We start from the raw sequence: 17,418 nt of genomic DNA, 5'->3' as shown, positions 1-17,418 counted from the left end.
GCTTCCTTTATGCGTTGCGGTTCAGCCAGACCATATAGTCAGCAACGCCCTGGGCCACTGTTTTAAATGGCTTGTCGTAACCCGCGGCGCGTAGCTTAGTGAGATCGGCCTGGGTATAAGCCTGATAACGTCCTTTGAGTTTTTCCGGGAACGGGATGTACTCGATCTGGCCTTTCTGATGGAATTTCAGGACCGCATCAGCCACTTCCTGGAAGGATTCGGCGCGGCCTGTGCCACAGTTGTAAATTCCGGAGACGCCATTTTCCCAGCACCACAGGTTCACTTCCGCCACATCATCAACGTGGATGAAGTCACGTTTAAAGCCGTCACTGCCTTCAAACAGTTTTGGATTTTCATCGTTGCTGATCTGCGTGTTCAGATGGAAAGCCACACTTGCCATGCTGCCTTTATGGCCTTCACGCGGTCCGTAGACGTTGAAATAGCGGAAGCCGCAAACCGGCGAATTCGCTTCCGGCAGCATCTGGCGGACATAGTGGTCGAACAGCATTTTGGAGTAGCCATAGACATTCAGTGGCTGCTCATACTGGCGCTCTTCAATGAAATTCTCGTTGCGTCCGCCGTAGGTCGCTGCAGAAGAGGCGTAGAGGAACGGGATCTCGCGCTCAAGACAGAAGTGAAGCAACTCTTTGGAGTACTGATAGTTGTTTTCCATCATGTACTTGCCATCCCACTCAGTGGTGGAGGAGCAGGCACCCTGATGGAATACCGCTTCGATCGGGCCTAAATCATCGCCCGCCATTACGCTCATCAGGAACTCTTCTTTGTCCATGTAATCGACGATATCCAGGTCGACTAAATTGGCAAACTTGGTGCCATCCTTCAGATTATCCACCACCAGAATGTCGGTGTGACCGCGATCGTTCAGCGCTTTGACGATGTTGCTGCCAATCATTCCTGCGCCGCCAGTTACGATAATCATGTTGTTACCTTCAACGTTGTGGGGTGAAACAGGAGGTTTCACACACGAATACCTCACATCATAACATTTCATCAGGGTGCAGACAGCCAGATGACTCTGTAACGCTTTGTGTGTACATCCTCGCGGCGTGAACTATGCTGCAAAAATGACATTCTGTTGGGCGATTTATCGTGAAGAAGCGGCCTGTTCAGTAAGATATGCCAGATTTTTGCCATCTGAGGAGAGCAATGATGCCTGCGCAATTTTATCAACAACTTCGTCAGCAACTTGATGATGCACGTCAGGAAGGACTGTTTAAACAAGAGCGGATCATCACCTCTGCCCAGCAGACGGAGATCGCAGTGGGCAGCGATCCGGCAGTGATTAACTTCTGCGCCAATAACTATTTAGGTTTGGCGAACCATCCGGCGCTGATTCAGGCGGCGAAAGCGGGGATGGATTCGCATGGTTTTGGCATGGCGTCGGTGCGCTTTATCTGCGGCACCCAGGATAGCCATAAGCAGCTGGAAAAGCGGCTGGCAGACTTTCTGGGCATGGAGGATGCCATTCTTTATTCCTCCTGTTTCGATGCCAACGGTGGCCTGTTTGAAACCCTGCTTGATGCCCAGGATGCAATAATTTCCGACGCGCTGAATCACGCCTCCATTATTGATGGCGTCCGGCTGTGCAAAGCGCAGCGATATCGCTATGCCAATAATGACATGGTGCAGTTGCGCGCCTGTCTGCAGGAGGCGCGCGATAAAGGTGCCCGTCATATTTTGATCGCAACTGATGGCGTCTTCTCTATGGATGGGGTGATTGCGAATTTGCCCGCCATCTGCGATCTGGCAGATGAGTTCTCCGCGCTGGTGATGGTGGATGACTCCCATGCGGTGGGCTTTGTCGGGAATGCCGGACGCGGAACCCATGAATATTGCGATGTCATGGGTCGGGTCGACATCATTACCGGCACACTGGGTAAAGCGCTGGGCGGCGCGTCCGGGGGCTACACTGCAGCAAAAGCTGAAGTAGTGGAGTGGCTGCGTCAGCGCTCCCGTCCTTATCTGTTCTCCAACTCACTTGCCCCGGCCATTGTGGCTGCCTCACTGCGGGTGCTGGATCTGCTCAGCGAAGGCGATGGGCTGCGTCAGCGTCTGTGGGATAACGCCCGTTACTTCCGGGAGCAGATGACGGCCGCGGGCTTTACGCTGGCCGGTGCCGACCACGCCATTATTCCGGTGATGCTGGGTGAAGCCAGCGTCGCCCAGCAGTTTGCCCACCTGCTGCAGCAGGAAGGTATCTACGTGACCGGTTTCTTCTATCCGGTGGTGCCAAAAGGTCAGGCACGTATTCGCACTCAAATCTCAGCGGCGCACACCCAGCAACAACTGGAGCGTGCGGTGGCGGCCTTTACCCGCATCGGCAAACAACTGGGCGTCATCGCCTGAGGAGTCCGTCATGAAAGCACTCGCCAAACTGAAGAAGGAAGAGGGCATCTGGATGGTGACCGATGCGCCGGTTCCTGAGCCCGGTCATAATGATCTGCTGATTAAAATTCGTAAAACCGCCATCTGCGGCACCGATGTCCATATCTATAACTGGGATGACTGGTCACGCAAAACCATCCCGGTACCGATGATTGTCGGTCATGAATATGTGGGTGAGGTGGTTGCGATAGGACAGGAAGTGAAAGGCTTTACGATTGGCGATCGGGTCTCAGGTGAGGGGCATATCACCTGCGGGCACTGCCGCAACTGCCGCGCTGGACGCACGCATCTATGCCGGAACACGATGGGCGTGGGCGTTAACCGCCAGGGGTGCTTCGCGGAATATCTGGTCATTCCGGCCTTCAATGCGTTCAAAATACCCGACAATATTTCTGATGAGCTGGCGGCAATCTTCGACCCCTTCGGCAACGCCGTACATACCGCACTGTCGTTTGATCTGGTCGGCGAGGATGTGCTGATCTCCGGCGCAGGCCCAATTGGCATTATGGCTGCAGCGGTCTGTCGCCATGTCGGTGCACGTAACGTTGTGATCACGGACATCAATGAGTACCGCCTGGAGCTGGCGCGGAAAATGGGTGTCACGCGAGCGGTCAATGTGGCGAATGAGAACTTGCGGGATGTGATGCATTCGCTGGGTATGACGGAAGGGTTTGATGTCGGGCTCGAAATGTCCGGTGCACCGCCTGCGTTTCGTAGCCTGCTGGAGGTGATGAACCACGGCGGGCGGATTGCATTGCTGGGCATTCCGCCGGGGGAGATGGCGATAGACTGGAATCAGGTGATCTTCAAAGGGCTTTTTATCAAGGGAATTTATGGCCGCGAAATGTTTGAAACCTGGTACAAAATGGCAGCACTGATCCAGTCCGGCCTCGATTTAACGCCTGTGATTACCCATCGCTTTGGCATTGACGATTTCCAGCAGGGCTTTGATGAGATGCGTTCAGGACGTTCGGGAAAGGTGATACTGAACTGGAATTAAAACAACGGCCGCCGGGGCGGCCGCCTGATTAGCCTTGCTTTTTCTCTTCATCGGTCAGGTAGCGGACTTTGCGCGTATAGTCCTGGCCTTTAAAGTTCAGCGGCTGTTGCGGATCGGTCAGGTATTTTTGCCATTCCGACAACGGGAATCCGCCGTGAGCGCCAACCACTTCAGGTGGGATCACCGCCGACTGTCCGCCAATTTTCTTCGAGACCGGCCAGTTAGCCCATTCCCCCAGATTGACGGTTTTAATATCCAGCATGTCCAGTAACACCGCTAGCGGGAGCTGATCGGTAGGCGGCTGGCTGTCGTTCATTAAATTCCAGGTATCATTAAACAGCGTCAGCCACAGCGGTGAAATACGCTGCCAGACTTCTCGCGTAGCAGCCAGGTAAGCGCCGTTAACATGGTCTGTCAGATAGGGCCTGATACTGTGCGGATAATAGGCGGGAATCGCTTCATCCGGCGCACCCTCCAGCTTGGCAATCATTTTTCCCTGACGAAAACTGGAGTAGAGATGGCCTGGACCCATCTTGATTTCAGGCATCTTAAGCAGATTGAGGTCGGAATCGATCATCAGAATGCCGTCGCCTTTTGCCTGCAGGGGCGCCTGCAATTTGATTAAACGGCTGCGATAGATCTGTTTGTAACGGTAGCTCTCTTCCCGATGTGGGACATCCAGCGTTGCCACGCGGGTTTTTACGGGCAGGCTGCCAAAGGCGTGAGCGGGCTGATCGCTGACTATCACAATCTCTTCTGCTTCTGTCGCAAAGCGCGCCGCAAAATCAGCACTGAGCAGGGCTTCTTCAATATAGTCCGCGCCAGTGCAGGGAATCACGACAGAAGTGACCGGCACAGTGCCCTGAACCGCTCTATTTGAATAAGGCAGATTATGGCGCGCTCTGATATGACGGTAACGGGGATTCAAAAAATTAAGCATGAGGTTTCTTTTTGGCGACGCTTTGCAAAATATTCTCGACGCCGCTGATATAGGTTTCAATAGCGTACTGTTCACGTACGCGTTTCGCTGCCGCATTGGTCAGGCGCTGACGTAACTCCGCATCCTGCCACAGCGCAGTCAGATGCTGTGTCAGTTGCACCACGTTGCCATAATCAAACAGCAACCCGGTTTCATCATGACTGATCAATTCGGCAGTGCCGACTACGCGGGAGCCCACGACGGTGGTATTTACCAGCATCGCCTCCAGCACAACCCTTGGCAAGCCTTCACTGCGTGAGGCAAGAATAAAGGTATCAAAGGCTGTAAGGTAATCCATCGCATTGTTCTGGAAGCCCGTAAAGACCACGTGATGCTGGATGTTCTCTGCGGTAGCCAGTTGCAACAGATGCTGAAGCTCCGGGCCCGCTCCGACAATCACCATTCGCCAGTCTGCATCGGGGTTGGCGCGTTTAAAACGCCCCAGAGCCTGCAGAATGTGGTGATTAGATTTACGTAATATCAGCGAGCCGATCGTGCCAAACACAAAGGTCGACGGAGAGAGTTTAAAACGCTGGCGTACGTCAAGACGGCTGGGCAGAGGCTGGTTGATATCGATAGCATTACTGACGGTAAAACAGCGCTCCGCTTCCACGCCATGGCGGCGTAAGGTGTCACTAACACCCTGTGACACGGCAATGACCGCCTGACAATCCTGATTAACCATGTTAACCAGCCGCGGTTCCAGAACCGGATCGATACGGCAGTGCTGAACCACCGCGACCGGCAGGCTGCGCGCCGCCAGATAACCTTCCACATTGGTGCTGGGCTGGTTATTCATGTAGAGCGTGTCAAATTTCCCCAGTTGCAGCAATGAATTGATTTTGCTTGCATTGGGCATAATGCGCCAGTGTGTATCAACCTTATCGATGGCGCGTTTCCTGAGTTTTTTATTAAAAAACAGCAGCGCCCGAGCGGCTTCTTTAAAAAATTTCGCCCAGCGTGGTTGCCTGATTTGCGGAATAAAAAAGACCGGAATAGCCAGCGCATTCAACGTGGCTTCAATGGTTTCGTCGTTGCCACGGCTGTAGTTGTGATAGAAGCAGCAGGTAATATCAAACTTTTGACGATCGATACGTTTCAGCAACTCCAGCATGCTGTTGGTGCCGCCGCCCCACTCTCTGCCATTGTCCAGCAGCAGGATTTTTTGTTTATTAATCGTCATCCCTACACTGTTTCCGCAAAGTCTGTTATTGCCTGACCCAGGATTATAGTAATTTCTGTATATAAATGAACGCTAAGCTCAGCACTTAGCATTCATGGCAAATTCAGAACAGATTTTTCAGCATTTTAAACAGCGGACTGTTATTCACACTTTCGGCAATGACCGTCAAGGCTCTGGTCGCCGGAACCGGCGTCAGCGGCTGCTTCGGTTTACATATGTCGGCAGGCCGGAAGCGCGGCGTCACAGGTTTTGTCGGTGCCACAGGCGTCCGTGAGTTACTGTGAAGAGATTCGTTCGATAGCTGGCTGGGGCGAACCAGCGTAACGTCGGCTGGCAGTGTGGGTAACATCTGCTGCAGCACCCGTACGGTGTTAGGGTGGGGATGCCCAATGGCAATGGCGTACCCATCGCGCTGCGCCAGCTTCACCGCCCGACTGAACTGCTGGCGGATGGCGTTGATATCCTGGCTGTCATCAAGGAAGACCCGGCGTTTTAACACTTTGACCTGGGTACCCTGCGCGGCAGGAATAGCCTGACTATTGGCGATGGTCATGCTATCAAGAAAGTAGAGATTATAGTGGTTCAGCGCCTGCATCACCTTCTGCATACCGGGCAGGCTTGAGGTCATCCTGCTGCCCATATGATTGTTCAGACCCACGGCATAAGGCACGTTGTTAACCGCATTGCGCATGATGCGGGCGACCTCTTCGCTGCTCATCTCCGGCGTTAAGGTATCTTTTTCCAGCGGCTGTTTGCTCAGCGGCGCCATGGGCAGATGGATCAATACTTCGTGACCCCCCTGATGCGCTTTAGTTGCCATTTCACGGGCATGGGGTGCGTTGGGTAATACGGCTACTGAAATAGCCTGCGGCATCTGCAGAACCTTGTTCTCTTCGGCAGGGCGATAGCCAACATCATCAATGACAATGGACAGTTTGCCCGCCTGCGCAGCGGAGCAGAACAGCAGGGCGCTCATCAGAACGGGGAGTTTTCGACGTTGCAGCAAAACTTATCTTCCTAACCACGGGAGTGGATTGACGGCCTGTCCCTGACGTCGGATTTCAAAATAGAGCGATGGGGTTCCACGGCCACCACTGGTGCCCACCAGTGCAATAGGCTGCCCTGCCTTCACCTGCGTACCCACGCTCACCAGCGCACTTTGGTTGTAGCCATACAGACTCATATCACCTTTACCGTGTTCCAGCACCACCACCAGACCGTAGCCCTGTAACCAGTCGGCCATCAGCACACGACCATCGGCGATAGCTTTGACTTCGGTGCCTTCCCGCGCATCAATCACCAGGCCTTTCCAGCGCAGTTCACCCTGTAGTTGTTCACCAAAGCGATGTTCAATGCGTCCCCGAACCGGCCACAACGCCTGACCGCCCGCACGACCGAGCCCACCAGTACGCGCCACCAGTTCGCGTTCGCTCTGGGTCGGCTGATAGCTGGAGCCTTTGGCTTTCGCCTGCGCCTGACGCTGACGCACTTTTTCAGCCTCACGCGCTTCGCGGGCTGCACGCTCGCGCGCCTCGCGTTCCGCCCGGGCGATTTTATCCTGCAGACGGCTTTCATTCTGGCGCATCTCGACCAGATCGGCCTGATCTTTTTCCAGCGCGCTTTCCAGCGACGTCAGGGTTTTTTTACGTGCTTCGCTCGCCTGTTGCAGCTTCTGCTGCTGGCCCTGCTGCTGTGCCAGTAAGTCTTTCTGCTGCTGTTGCTTTTGCTCAAGTGTGACGCGTTGCTGATTTAAGTCCTGACGCGTCTTTTGCAGCGATTCAATACTTTTCTGGCGGGCAGCATTCATATAACCAAAATAGGCCAGAATACGCTCACTGCGCTGGCTCTCTTCACCGCCCATCAAAAGCTGTACTCCGTTGTGCTTACCCTGACGAAACGCCGCATCAAGCTGCTCGGATAACAGGCTTTCCTGTTGAGTTTGCTGTTTTTCAAGACGGGCGATGGAGGTGGTGAGCTGCTTGATCTCATCATTCAGGGCGGTGAGGCTATTGCGGGTGTCACGCAGCTGACGGCTTGCCTGCGCGATGATTTTTTCCTGGCTCTGCAGCTGATCCAGTAATTTGCTGCGTTGCACCTTCTGCGCTTTGACGCTTTTCTCTTTCTCAGCAATGTTTTGCTGAATGGACTGCAACTGAGATTTGCTGTCTTCTGCACTTTGGGCTGCGGCAGGCAATAACAGTGCCCCCGCACAAAGCAGGCTAAGGGAGAGGCTGGACAGGTGTAAGAACAACGGCAGGTTATCGCCGTTGCGACGGGTCCTTGTGTGCGAAACGGTTGTTTTTCCCTTCATAGGCCAATGATTATTCCACGATGAACCGCCGCTTACCAGTGCTCCCCACTGGCATTTGCTTTTCCAGTTATGTCTACTTTCGCAATGACATACATTAAGCCTTACGCCATTTTTGCTATTCAGCCACTTTTTTTGGAAAATGGCGCACAAATCGATACTCTGGCCGCATAGCATCTGTACATGCGAAGTGGCGCAGGTATACTCAGAACCCTTGTTTTAGCTTATTAGCCCGGTCTGGAGTCGTTACCCCTCATGCAAGAAATTATGCAGTTTGCAAGCAATCACCCCATCCTGAGTCTGGCATGGGTCGTTTTACTCGTTCTGGTGATTGTGACTACCGTTAAAGGAATGTTCTCTAAGGTAAAAACGATCAGCCGCGGTGAAGCAACCCGCCTGATTAACAAAGAGGACGCGGTAGTGGTAGACGTGCGTTCGCGCGACGATTTCCGCAGAGGGCATATTTCAGGCGCTGTAAATGTGGCAGCCGCTGAGATTAAAAAAGGCAACATTGACGAACTGGCAAAGCACAAAGCGCAGCCCATAATTGTGGTATGTGCAACCGGACAAAGCGCGGGTGATTCTGCTGCGCACCTGAGCGCTGCAGGCTTTGAGCAGGTTTCAGTGCTGAAAGATGGTATCAGTGGCTGGAGTGGTGAAAATCTGCCATTAGTACGCGGTAAATAATCATACAGAGGTGTTGATCATGGCAAATGTTGAAATGTATACCAAGGCCACCTGTCCTTACTGCCATCGGGCGAAGGCGCTGTTAACGCAAAAAGGCGTATCGTTTCAGGAGATCCCTATTGATGGGGACATGGCGAAACGCGAAGAGATGATCAAGCGTAGCGGCCGTACCACCGTGCCTCAGATTTTTATTGATGCGCAGCACATTGGCGGCTGCGATGACTTATTCGCACTCGATAATCGCGAAGGTTTAGATCCCTTACTGCAGGCGTAATTTTACGCCGGACAATCTCATACATAGGATTTGGTCACATGTCAGAACATAACTCGAACGAAATGCAATTCCAGATTCAGCGCGTCTTCACCAAAGACATCTCTTTTGAAGCGCCTAATGCCCCGCAGGTTTTCCAGAAAGAGTGGGAACCGGACGTTAAACTGGATCTGGACACTGCATCTTCTCAGCTGGCTGACGAAGTTTACGAAGTGGTACTTCGTGTGACTGTAACCGCGACTGTGGGCGAAGAGACGGCTTTCCTGTGTGAAGTTCAGCAGGCCGGTATCTTCACCATCAGCGGTATCGAAGGAACGCAGATGGCACATTGCCTGGGTGCATACTGCCCGAACATTCTGTTCCCGTACGCTCGCGAATGCATTACCAGTCTGGTATCCCGTGGTACCTTCCCGCAGCTGAACCTGGCACCGGTTAACTTTGATGCGCTGTTCATGAACTATCTGCAGCAGCAGCAAGGTGAAGAAGGTGCTGAACCACATCAGGATGCCTGATGGAAACTCACGCTTCGATTAGCGTCATCGGTGCCGGTTCTTACGGCACCGCTTTGGCGATTACGCTGGCCCGTAACGGCCATCCGGTGATGTTGTGGGGACATAACCCAACGCATCTGGCTCAACTTCAGAGTGACCGCTGTAACACCGCTTTCCTGCCTGATGTCCCTTTTCCTGACAATCTTTCCCTTGAATCTGATCTGACCAAAGCTATTGCTGCCAGCCGCGACTTATTGATCGTGGTGCCGAGTCATGTCTTTGGCGATGTGCTGCAGCAGATCAAGCCTCATCTGCGACCAGACTCACGCATTGTCTGGGCGACTAAAGGGCTGGAAAAAGAGACGGGTCGTCTGCTGCAGGATGTGGCGCGTGAAATTGTCGGCGATGCTATTCCGCTGGCCGTCATCTCCGGACCCACTTTTGCAAAAGAACTGGCAGCCGGATTACCGACCGCCATCGCGCTGGCCGCAACGGATGCGCAGTTTGCTGACGACCTGCAGCAAAAACTGCACTGCGGTAAGAGCTTCCGTGTTTATAACAACCCTGACTTTATTGGCGTACAACTCGGCGGCGCAGTGAAAAACGTGATTGCTATCGGAGCCGGAATCTCCGACGGAATAGGTTTTGGCGCGAATGCGCGTACCGCACTGATCACCCGCGGTCTGACTGAAATGAGCCGGTTAGGTGCAGCGCTGGGTGCCGATCCCACGACGTTTATGGGCATGGCCGGTCTGGGCGATCTGGTACTGACCTGTACTGATAATCAGTCGCGTAACCGCCGTTTTGGCATGATGCTGGGCCAGGGCGAGGATGTAGATAGCGCACAACGCATTATCGGACAAGTTGTAGAAGGCTATAGAAACACCAAAGAAGTCAAGGCATTGGCTGCGCGGCTGGGTGTGGAAATGCCGATTACCGAGCAGATTTATCAGGTGCTGTATTGCGAAAAACCGGCGAGAGATGCAGCATTGAGCTTGCTGGGACGAACAAGGAAGGACGAAAACAGCACTGGCTAACGCAGGACGCGTAGCATCATTACCTGCAGCGCCCATTCAGGCGCTTTTTTTATCGGGAGAAAGCAGCAATGTCGTCTGATGAGTTAGAACTGGTCTGGAACAATATCAAAGCAGAAGCGCGTGCCCTGGCTGATTGTGAGCCGATGCTTGCCAGCTTCTTCCACGCGACATTGCTAAAACATGAAAATCTCGGTAGCGCACTGAGTTATATGCTGGCCAACAAGCTAGCTAACCCGATTATGCCCGCCATCGCCATTCGTGAAATCGTTGAAGAAGCCTATCGTGAAGATCCGTCGATGATTATGTCAGCGGCTTACGATATTCAGGCAGTGCGTCAGCGCGACCCGGCAGTGGATAAATACTCTACGCCGCTGCTCTACCTTAAAGGTTTTCACGCCTTACAGGCCTACCGCATTGGCCACTGGCTGTGGAATGAAGGCCGACGCGCACTGGCGGTTTACCTGCAGAACGAAATCTCAGTCTCCTTTGCTGTCGATATTCACCCCGCCGCCCATATTGGCCACGGCATTATGCTCGACCATGCCACAGGCATAGTGATTGGTGAAACCGCCGTGGTGGAAAATGATGTTTCGATCCTGCAATCGGTGACGCTGGGCGGTACCGGCAAAACCAGTGGAGACCGTCATCCGAAAATCCGTGAAGGGGTGATGATTGGTGCCGGCGCGAAAGTCCTTGGCAATATTGAAGTCGGCAAGGGAGCAAAAATCGGTGCCGGTTCCGTGGTGTTACAGCCCGTGCCGCCACACACCACTGCAGCAGGCGTTCCCGCGCGTATTGTCGGTAAGCCAGGCAGTGAGAAGCCGTCGATGGATATGGATCAGCACTTCAATGGCAGCCTGGCCGGTTTTCAGTTTGGCGACGGCATCTAGTCTTTGATCAGCGCGCCCGCGTAATCAAGCTGGCGCCACGCTTCATAAACCACAACCGATACAGCATTCGACAAATTCATACTCCGGCTTTCTGCTCTCATCGGGATGCGGATTTTTTGCTGCGCCGGTAACGCGGCCAGGATCTCAGCAGGCAATCCGCGGCTCTCCGGCCCAAACAGCAGATAATCGCCCGCCTGATAGGCCACGGCACTGTGTGCAGGCGTCCCTTTGGTCGTCAGTGCAAACAGACGCTCAGGCGACTCAGTGGCGATAAACGCCTGATAGTCAGCATGGAATTTAATGGCGGTGAATTCGTGATAATCCAGTCCGGCGCGACGTAAGCGCTTGTCATCCCAGGCAAAGCCGAGCGGCTGAATCAAATGAAGCTGGAAGCCCGTATTGGCGCAAAGGCGGATGATATTGCCGGTATTCGGCGGAATTTCTGGTTCAAACAAGACAATGTTAAGCATAAGGCCCCCGATGACAGGGGCCGAAGCATAGCAAATTATTGACGGCCGGAGGAGTAGAGCGGCAACCAGAGGGTCAGACGCAAACCGCCTAATGGGCTGTCATCGGCTTTAACCCAGCCGCGATGTTGCTGCACGGCTGTTTCGACAATTGCCAGGCCAAGACCGGTGCCGCCTGATTCGCGATCGCGCGCTTCATCGGTTCGATAGAAAGGACGGAAAATCTGTTCGCGATCTTCCGGACTCACGCCAGGACCATCGTCATCAACGTGGACCGTGATACCGGAAATATCAACGGAGAAGCTGACGCTGATGTGCGTGTGTGAATAGCGCAGCGCATTGCGCACAATATTTTCCAGCGCACTCTCCAGCGCATGAGGGTTGCCATAAAGCGGCCACGGGCCTGGCGGATAGGGAATATCCATCTTCTTGCCCATCTGCTCAGCTTCGAAACGGGCGTCTTCCAGCACCCCATTCCACAATTGATTCGCCTTCATTGCTTCGCTGACAAGCGCATTTTTATGCTGGGTGCGGGAGAGCACCAACAGATCGTTAATCATGCCATCAAGACGCTGTGCTTCCATCTCAATGCGGCCCAGCTCTTTACCTTCACCCTGACGCCGACGCAGCAGGGCGGTAGCCAGTTGCAGGCGGGTAAGTGGAGTGCGAAGTTCATGACTGATATCCGATAACAGACGTTGCTGACCGGTCATCATCCGTTCCAGCGCACTGACCATCTGGTTAAAGCTGGAACCCGCAGCCAGAAACTCCTGCGGACCCGACTCCAGTTCCGGATGCTGACGTAGATTCCCGCTTGCGACTTCGTCAGCAGCATATTTCAGCTTACGTGCCGGACGTGCCAGGCTCCAGGCCAGCCACAGCAGCAGCGGTGAGCTGATGAGCATGGTGACGATAAGCAGCAGCAACGGACGGTCAAACAGCAGATTAACGAAGTCGAGTTGAGAGCTGTTGGCGGGACGGATCATGTAAAGCTGGTAGTTATCTTCGCCATCGCGAACGGCAAAAGGCCCTACCAGCTCAACGCGACCATATTTCTTCTTCTGAGGATGATCGGCATTGTCAGACTGGCCGATAAAATTGCGGATAACCTGCATTTCATTATGTTGCGCGCCAATCACCCGACCTTCACTGGTTACTAACAGCAGCCGCTGACCCGGCGGTGCCCATTTTTCCACGGCACGAAACAGACGACGCCACCACATCAGATCGTTAGGGGGATCCTGTGACAGCTCTGCTTCAACGTGTTGCTCAATCATGATGCCCTGCCGCTGTTCACTTTCCAGCAGCGGGGTCATCTGTCGTGAATCGAGCTTGGGAACCATCAACACCAGCATCAACACCAGCGCCAGCGTCAACCAGAAGATGGCGAAGATACGGGTGGTCAGACTTCCAATCATGATGCGGAAACCATCAGGTAGCCACGGCCACGTAAGGTTTTAAACCAGGGATGACCGTCACGGCGCTCAGGCAGCTTGCGACGCAGATTCGAGATATGCATATCAATGGCACGGTCAAAAGGTGTCAGGCGTTTGCCCAGCACTTCCTGACTCAGATGTTCGCGCGACACGACCTGGCCCAGGTGCTGCGCCAGCAGATAGAGCAGGGTAAACTCTGTGCCGGTCAAATCCAGCGTAACGTCATCAAAACTGGCCTCCTGACGGCCGGGATTGAGTCTCAGGCAGTCCACTTCCAGTGTGGGCGAGCTGTTGTCGTGTTGCTGCTGCTGTTCACTCCAGTTAGAACGCCGCAAAATAGCGCGGATACGCGCCACCAGCTCGCGATCGTTAAACGGCTTAGGCAGATAGTCATCTGCGCCCAGTTCGAGGCCCAGAACACGATCCAGCTCGCTGCCGCGCGCCGTTAGCATGATGACGGGGGTTTGATGTTGCTGACGCAGTTCTTTCAGAGTGTCGATACCGTTTTTCTTCGGCATCATGACATCCAGTAAAAGCAAATCAATCGAGTTATCGATCAGGTTCAGCGCTTGTTCACCATCACTGGCGACGACCACTTCAAACCCTTCCATTTCTAACAGTTCTTTTAAAAGCGAAGTTAATTCGCGGTCGTCATCTACCAACAGGATTTTATTCATTTTTGTAGCCCTCCGCAGGCAAAATACCGTGTTCCTGGCGCACCTATCCATCGCTTTACGTAGTTTTACACCCCCTGACGGATGTTTGCAGCTGTCGCCGTACACTGGCTCTCGTTGAATCGCAAAACGGAACGAACTGGAGTGTACGATGCGCAAATTAACCGCCGTCGTCCTTGCCTCAGCGATGGCTCTGAGTGTCGCCAGCGCAGATGCTAAAGATGCGACGACGATTGACGAGATGCATCATGGCGGATTGCCGACAGGCAGTATGACGCAAAATCCGCAAAGCCACATGTTCGACGGCATCGAGCTGACTGAAGAACAGCGTCAGCAGATGCGAGACCTGATGCAACAGGCAAGACATGATCGCCCGGTCGTTCATGTTGACGATATCGCTGCATTACACGAATTAGTGACTGCAGACCAGTTTAACGAAGCGGCCATTCGCCAAAAGGCGGAAGTCATCGCCAGGGTTCAGGTTGAACAACAGGTCGAGATGGCGCGCGTACAGAATCAAATGTTTCAACTGCTAACGCCGGCCCAGCAGTCCGCGTTACAGAAAAATTACCAGCGGCGACTTAACGAGCTGCGACAGTTTTCGAATTTGCAGTCAGCTTCATCGCTGCAGGCAGTGAGTAGTACCAGCAGTAACCAGTAATATAGTATCCCTGTTTTCCTTGCCATAGACACATCCCTGTCTTCCCCCACCATGATGGTGGGGGTTTTTTTTATCTTTTTTTCACTTTTTTTATTTTGACAGGAATCATCACCGCACAACAAAACCCCCGTTTTATTAGCGCTTGTCGGTAATTTGTTGGGAAGAATCGCTGATTTCTTAATATCTGGAACATGCTGTAAATTTAAGCGAGCCGGTGAGCATTTTTTCATCATGAAAATATCATAACTTACTGAAACTAAATGAATTGCAGACAAGTCATTAACATTTTAATCATATTTTTCAGTGAGATACATTCCCCGCGTTACGCTTGCTGGTTCAGTCACACCTTCTACACTAAATCTTGTCACTGCAGGGAAGTTAAGTGTCTTTGCGAAGTCTCAGGGAGCAACAACCACATTATGTAGTCCTGATAAATCTATTAACGGAGTAAGTTATGGCAGAGCATCGTGGTGGTTCAGGTAATTTCGCAGATAATCCGCAAAAAGCGTCTGAAGCTGGCAAAAAAGGCGGACAGAACAGCGGCGGCGGAAATTTCAAAAACGATCGTGAAAAAGCATCTGAAGCCGGGAAAAAAGGCGGCAAAAAGTAGTCGCCGACACGTTCCTGGAATTAGCCCGCGGCTGAAAGTAGCCAGGCAATGATGTGTATAACACTTCGCCCCGTCCTTCCCAGGCCGGGGCTTGTTTTTTGTACCTGCTTATTCCTGTCGCGATTTCAAAACAGCCTTCTTCATCGAATGACCTCCTAAGCACAGCCCGCCTCCCGGTGTTAAACTTCAGCCATTCATCTCTTTAAGTGTGCATCTTCACTGATGCTGCATAGGGAATCTGGCATGCAACACTCTTATGGCCGACTGGTAAAGCGTGCTGCGCTCGCGGCCACCATTCTTGCGTCTGTGCTGTTACTCGTGAAAATTTTTGCCTGGTGGTACACCGGTTCAGTGAGTTTGCTGGCTTCACTGGTGGACTCGCTGGTGGATATCGCTGCATCGCTAACCAACCTGCTGGTGGTGCGCTATGCGCTGCAGCCTGCTGATGAAAATCACACGTTCGGGCACGGCAAAGCGGAGTCGCTGGCGGCGCTGGCACAAAGTATGTTTATCTCCGGCTCGGCACTGTTTCTGTTTCTGACCGGCCTGCAGCATCTTGCCTCCCCCAGCGAGATGCGGGCGCCGGGTGTTGGTATTGTAGTAACCATTGTGGCACTGAGCTCAACGCTGGTACTGGTTGCCTTTCAGCGCTGGGTAGTGCGTAAAACCCGCAGTCAGGCCATTCGGGCTGACATGCTGCACTATCAATCCGACGTCATCATGAATGGCGCCATACTGATTGCGCTGGTGCTGAGCAGCTATGGCGTTGTACGGGCGGATGCCCTGTTTGCGCTGGGGATTGGTGTTTTCATTCTTTATAGCGCATTGCGGATGGGCTACGAAGCCGTACAGTCATTGCTGGATCGCGCATTGCCGGAAAATGAACGGCAGCAAATCCTGACGCTTGCGACAAACTGGCCGCAGGTGCAGGGCGTACATGATCTGCGAACCCGGCAGTCCGGCCCGACCAAATTTATTCAGCTTCATCTGGAACTGGAAGATCAGCTGCCACTGGTTCAGGCGCATCGGGTTGCCGACCAGGTTGAGAAAGCATTACGCAAAGAATTTCCCGGGTCTGACGTAATTATCCATCAGGATCCCTGTTCTGTGGTACCGTCTGAGACCAGGGACTCTTTAGGTTTTTAACGTAAATGAATCAAATCGATACGGAAGGGATGACGTAGCGCTAACTTTGCTGCAAAAAATAGTGAAAAGTTGTCTGACCTGAATCAATTCAGCAGCAAGCCTTTGATATACTATCTGCCATCACATGTCGCGCTAATCGTGAAATGATCTTCTGCAGCGATCGACAGGCAGGATTAACCCTTAGTTTTGAACAATCCAGAGGTTGTCATGATCAAAAAAATTGGTGTATTAACCAGCGGCGGTGACGCCCCAGGCATGAACGCAGCTATTCGTGGAGTGGTACGTTCCGCGCTGAGTGAAGGACTGGAAGTTTTTGGGATCTATGATGGCTATCTGGGATTGTACGAAGATCGCATGATCAATCTTGATCGCTACAGCGTCTCCGACATGATTAACCGCGGCGGCACTTTCCTGGGCTCAGCGCGTTTCCCCGAGTTCCGTAATGAAGATGTGCGCCAGGTTGCCATTGAGAACATGAAAAAGCGCGGCATCGATGCACTGGTGGTGATTGGTGGTGACGGATCTTACATGGGTGCTAAGCGCCTGACTGAAATGGGCTTCCCCTGCATTGGTTTGCCAGGCACCATCGACAACGACGTGGCCGGAACGGATTACACCATCGGTTATTTCACTGCGCTGGAAACTGTGGTTGAAGCGATAGACCGCCTGCGTGACACCTCTTCCTCGCATCAGCGTATCTCGATTGTTGAAGTGATGGGCCGCTACTGTGGCGATCTGACCCTGGCGGCGGCGATTGCTGGTGGCTGCGAGTTCATCGTCCTGCCAGAATTCCCGTACACCCGCGAAGAGCTGGTAGCGGAAATCAAAGCAGGCATCGCCAAAGGTAAAAAGCACGCTATTGTGGCGATTACCGAGCATATCTGCGATATCGACGACCTGGCGCGTTTCATTGAAACAGAAACCAAACGTGAAACCCGTTCGACCGTTCTGGGCCATATTCAGCGTGGCGGCGCACCTTGTGCGTATGACCGTATCCTGGCCTCACGTATGGGCGCTTACTCCATTGAACTGCTGATGCAGGGTTACGGTGGCCGTTGCGTCGGTATTCAGAATGAGAAGATGGTGCATCACGACATCGTCGACGCGATTGAAAACATGAAACGTCCGTTCAAGCGCGACTGGCTCGACACGGCGAAAAAACTCTACTGATT

General features: G+C 53.1%; 19 protein-coding genes. 11 read left to right on the top strand and 8 right to left on the bottom strand.

The window, feature by feature from the left end; genetic code table 11:
* Positions 1–7 precede the first annotated feature (7 nt).
* Complete coding sequence (gene rfaD / locus P2R09_RS14510) at positions 8–940, bottom strand: ADP-glyceromanno-heptose 6-epimerase (protein ID WP_010258257.1); 933 nt, start codon at positions 938–940, stop codon at positions 8–10.
* Positions 941–1,170: 230 nt separating this feature from the next.
* On the opposite strand from rfaD, the gene P2R09_RS14505 reads away from it, so the two are divergent.
* Together P2R09_RS14505 and tdh are read left to right on the top strand one after the other, a co-directional pair.
* Positions 1,171–2,367 (top strand): glycine C-acetyltransferase, encoded by a 1,197-nt coding sequence (locus P2R09_RS14505; RefSeq protein ID WP_008926948.1) that lies wholly within the window; start codon positions 1,171–1,173, stop codon positions 2,365–2,367.
* Positions 2,368–2,377: 10 nt separating this feature from the next.
* The gene (gene tdh, locus P2R09_RS14500; protein ID WP_008926947.1) at positions 2,378–3,406 is read left to right on the top strand and encodes an L-threonine 3-dehydrogenase; all 1,029 of its coding nucleotides are present in this window, start codon (positions 2,378–2,380) and stop codon (positions 3,404–3,406) included.
* 28 nt (positions 3,407–3,434) lie between these two features.
* Here the strand turns inward: tdh and P2R09_RS14495 are convergent, their stop codons facing one another.
* The 4 genes from P2R09_RS14495 to envC all read right to left on the bottom strand — a co-directional run bounded on the left by P2R09_RS14495 (position 3,435) and on the right by envC (position 7,879).
* Positions 3,435–4,346, bottom strand: a complete 912-nt coding sequence (locus tag P2R09_RS14495; protein ID WP_275770801.1) for a hypothetical protein — start codon at positions 4,344–4,346, stop codon at positions 3,435–3,437.
* A complete protein-coding gene (locus P2R09_RS14490; RefSeq protein ID WP_275770800.1) occupies positions 4,339–5,568 on the bottom strand; it encodes a glycosyltransferase in 1,230 nt (409 codons plus the stop codon). The genes P2R09_RS14495 and P2R09_RS14490 overlap by 8 nt, the downstream gene beginning before the upstream one ends.
* Before the next feature lie 103 nt (positions 5,569–5,671).
* Positions 5,672–6,574: a divergent polysaccharide deacetylase family protein gene (locus P2R09_RS14485; protein ID WP_275770798.1), complete on the bottom strand. Its 903-nt coding sequence runs from the start codon at positions 6,572–6,574 to the stop codon at positions 5,672–5,674.
* Positions 6,575–6,577: 3 nt separating this feature from the next.
* Positions 6,578–7,879, bottom strand: a complete 1,302-nt coding sequence (envC, locus tag P2R09_RS14480) for a murein hydrolase activator EnvC (RefSeq protein WP_275770797.1) — start codon at positions 7,877–7,879, stop codon at positions 6,578–6,580.
* A 252-nt stretch (positions 7,880–8,131) separates the two neighbouring features.
* Between envC and P2R09_RS14475 the strand changes: the two genes are divergently transcribed.
* The 5 genes from P2R09_RS14475 (at position 8,132) to cysE (ending at position 11,252) form a co-directional block, all read left to right on the top strand.
* Positions 8,132–8,563 carry a rhodanese-like domain-containing protein gene (locus tag P2R09_RS14475; protein WP_003851285.1) on the top strand — a complete coding sequence of 144 codons (432 nt, stop codon included), beginning with the start codon at positions 8,132–8,134 and terminating at the stop codon, positions 8,561–8,563.
* A 19-nt stretch (positions 8,564–8,582) separates the two neighbouring features.
* On the top strand, positions 8,583–8,837 hold the full coding sequence (gene grxC, locus P2R09_RS14470) for a glutaredoxin 3 (protein ID WP_008926942.1): 255 nt from the start codon (positions 8,583–8,585) through the stop codon (positions 8,835–8,837).
* A 38-nt stretch (positions 8,838–8,875) separates the two neighbouring features.
* Positions 8,876–9,346 (top strand): protein-export chaperone SecB, encoded by a 471-nt coding sequence (gene secB, locus P2R09_RS14465; protein ID WP_003851281.1) that lies wholly within the window; start codon positions 8,876–8,878, stop codon positions 9,344–9,346.
* Positions 9,346–10,362 (top strand): NAD(P)H-dependent glycerol-3-phosphate dehydrogenase, encoded by a 1,017-nt coding sequence (gpsA, locus tag P2R09_RS14460; RefSeq protein ID WP_275770796.1) that lies wholly within the window; start codon positions 9,346–9,348, stop codon positions 10,360–10,362. The genes secB and gpsA overlap by 1 nt, the downstream gene beginning before the upstream one ends.
* Before the next feature lie 68 nt (positions 10,363–10,430).
* The gene (cysE, locus tag P2R09_RS14455; RefSeq protein WP_003851279.1) at positions 10,431–11,252 is read left to right on the top strand and encodes a serine O-acetyltransferase; all 822 of its coding nucleotides are present in this window, start codon (positions 10,431–10,433) and stop codon (positions 11,250–11,252) included.
* Here cysE and trmL read toward each other — a convergent pair.
* The 3 genes from trmL to cpxR are packed head-to-tail and all read right to left on the bottom strand — an operon-like array spanning position 11,249 to position 13,832.
* On the bottom strand, positions 11,249–11,722 hold the full coding sequence (trmL, locus tag P2R09_RS14450; protein WP_003851277.1) for a tRNA (uridine(34)/cytosine(34)/5-carboxymethylaminomethyluridine(34)-2'-O)-methyltransferase TrmL: 474 nt from the start codon (positions 11,720–11,722) through the stop codon (positions 11,249–11,251). The genes cysE and trmL overlap by 4 nt on opposite strands.
* A 35-nt stretch (positions 11,723–11,757) precedes the next feature.
* Complete coding sequence (gene cpxA, locus P2R09_RS14445; RefSeq protein ID WP_275770795.1) at positions 11,758–13,137, bottom strand: envelope stress sensor histidine kinase CpxA; 1,380 nt, start codon at positions 13,135–13,137, stop codon at positions 11,758–11,760.
* Positions 13,134–13,832 carry an envelope stress response regulator transcription factor CpxR gene (gene cpxR, locus P2R09_RS14440; RefSeq protein WP_275770794.1) on the bottom strand — a complete coding sequence of 233 codons (699 nt, stop codon included), beginning with the start codon at positions 13,830–13,832 and terminating at the stop codon, positions 13,134–13,136. Before cpxR ends, cpxA begins: the two co-directional genes overlap by 4 nt.
* A gap of 148 nt (positions 13,833–13,980) precedes the next feature.
* On the opposite strand from cpxR, the gene cpxP reads away from it, so the two are divergent.
* From cpxP to pfkA, 4 genes are all read left to right on the top strand, one after another.
* Positions 13,981–14,490: a cell-envelope stress modulator CpxP gene (gene cpxP, locus P2R09_RS14435; protein WP_275770793.1), complete on the top strand. Its 510-nt coding sequence runs from the start codon at positions 13,981–13,983 to the stop codon at positions 14,488–14,490.
* 454 nt (positions 14,491–14,944) lie between these two features.
* Positions 14,945–15,100 (top strand): general stress protein, encoded by a 156-nt coding sequence (locus tag P2R09_RS14430; protein WP_003851267.1) that lies wholly within the window; start codon positions 14,945–14,947, stop codon positions 15,098–15,100.
* Positions 15,101–15,343: 243 nt separating this feature from the next.
* Positions 15,344–16,246, top strand: coding sequence for a CDF family cation-efflux transporter FieF (gene fieF, locus P2R09_RS14425; RefSeq protein ID WP_003851265.1), 903 nt, complete (start codon positions 15,344–15,346; stop codon positions 16,244–16,246).
* 207 nt (positions 16,247–16,453) lie between these two features.
* Positions 16,454–17,416 carry a 6-phosphofructokinase gene (gene pfkA, locus P2R09_RS14420; RefSeq protein WP_003851263.1) on the top strand — a complete coding sequence of 321 codons (963 nt, stop codon included), beginning with the start codon at positions 16,454–16,456 and terminating at the stop codon, positions 17,414–17,416.
* Positions 17,417–17,418: the final 2 nt, after the last annotated feature.

It is taken from the genome of Pantoea sp. Cr_R13 (assembly GCF_029222565.1).
In the GTDB taxonomy this organism is placed as follows: domain Bacteria; phylum Pseudomonadota; class Gammaproteobacteria; order Enterobacterales; family Enterobacteriaceae; genus Pantoea; species Pantoea eucalypti.
This window is presented reverse-complemented; position numbering and strand designations above follow the sequence as displayed.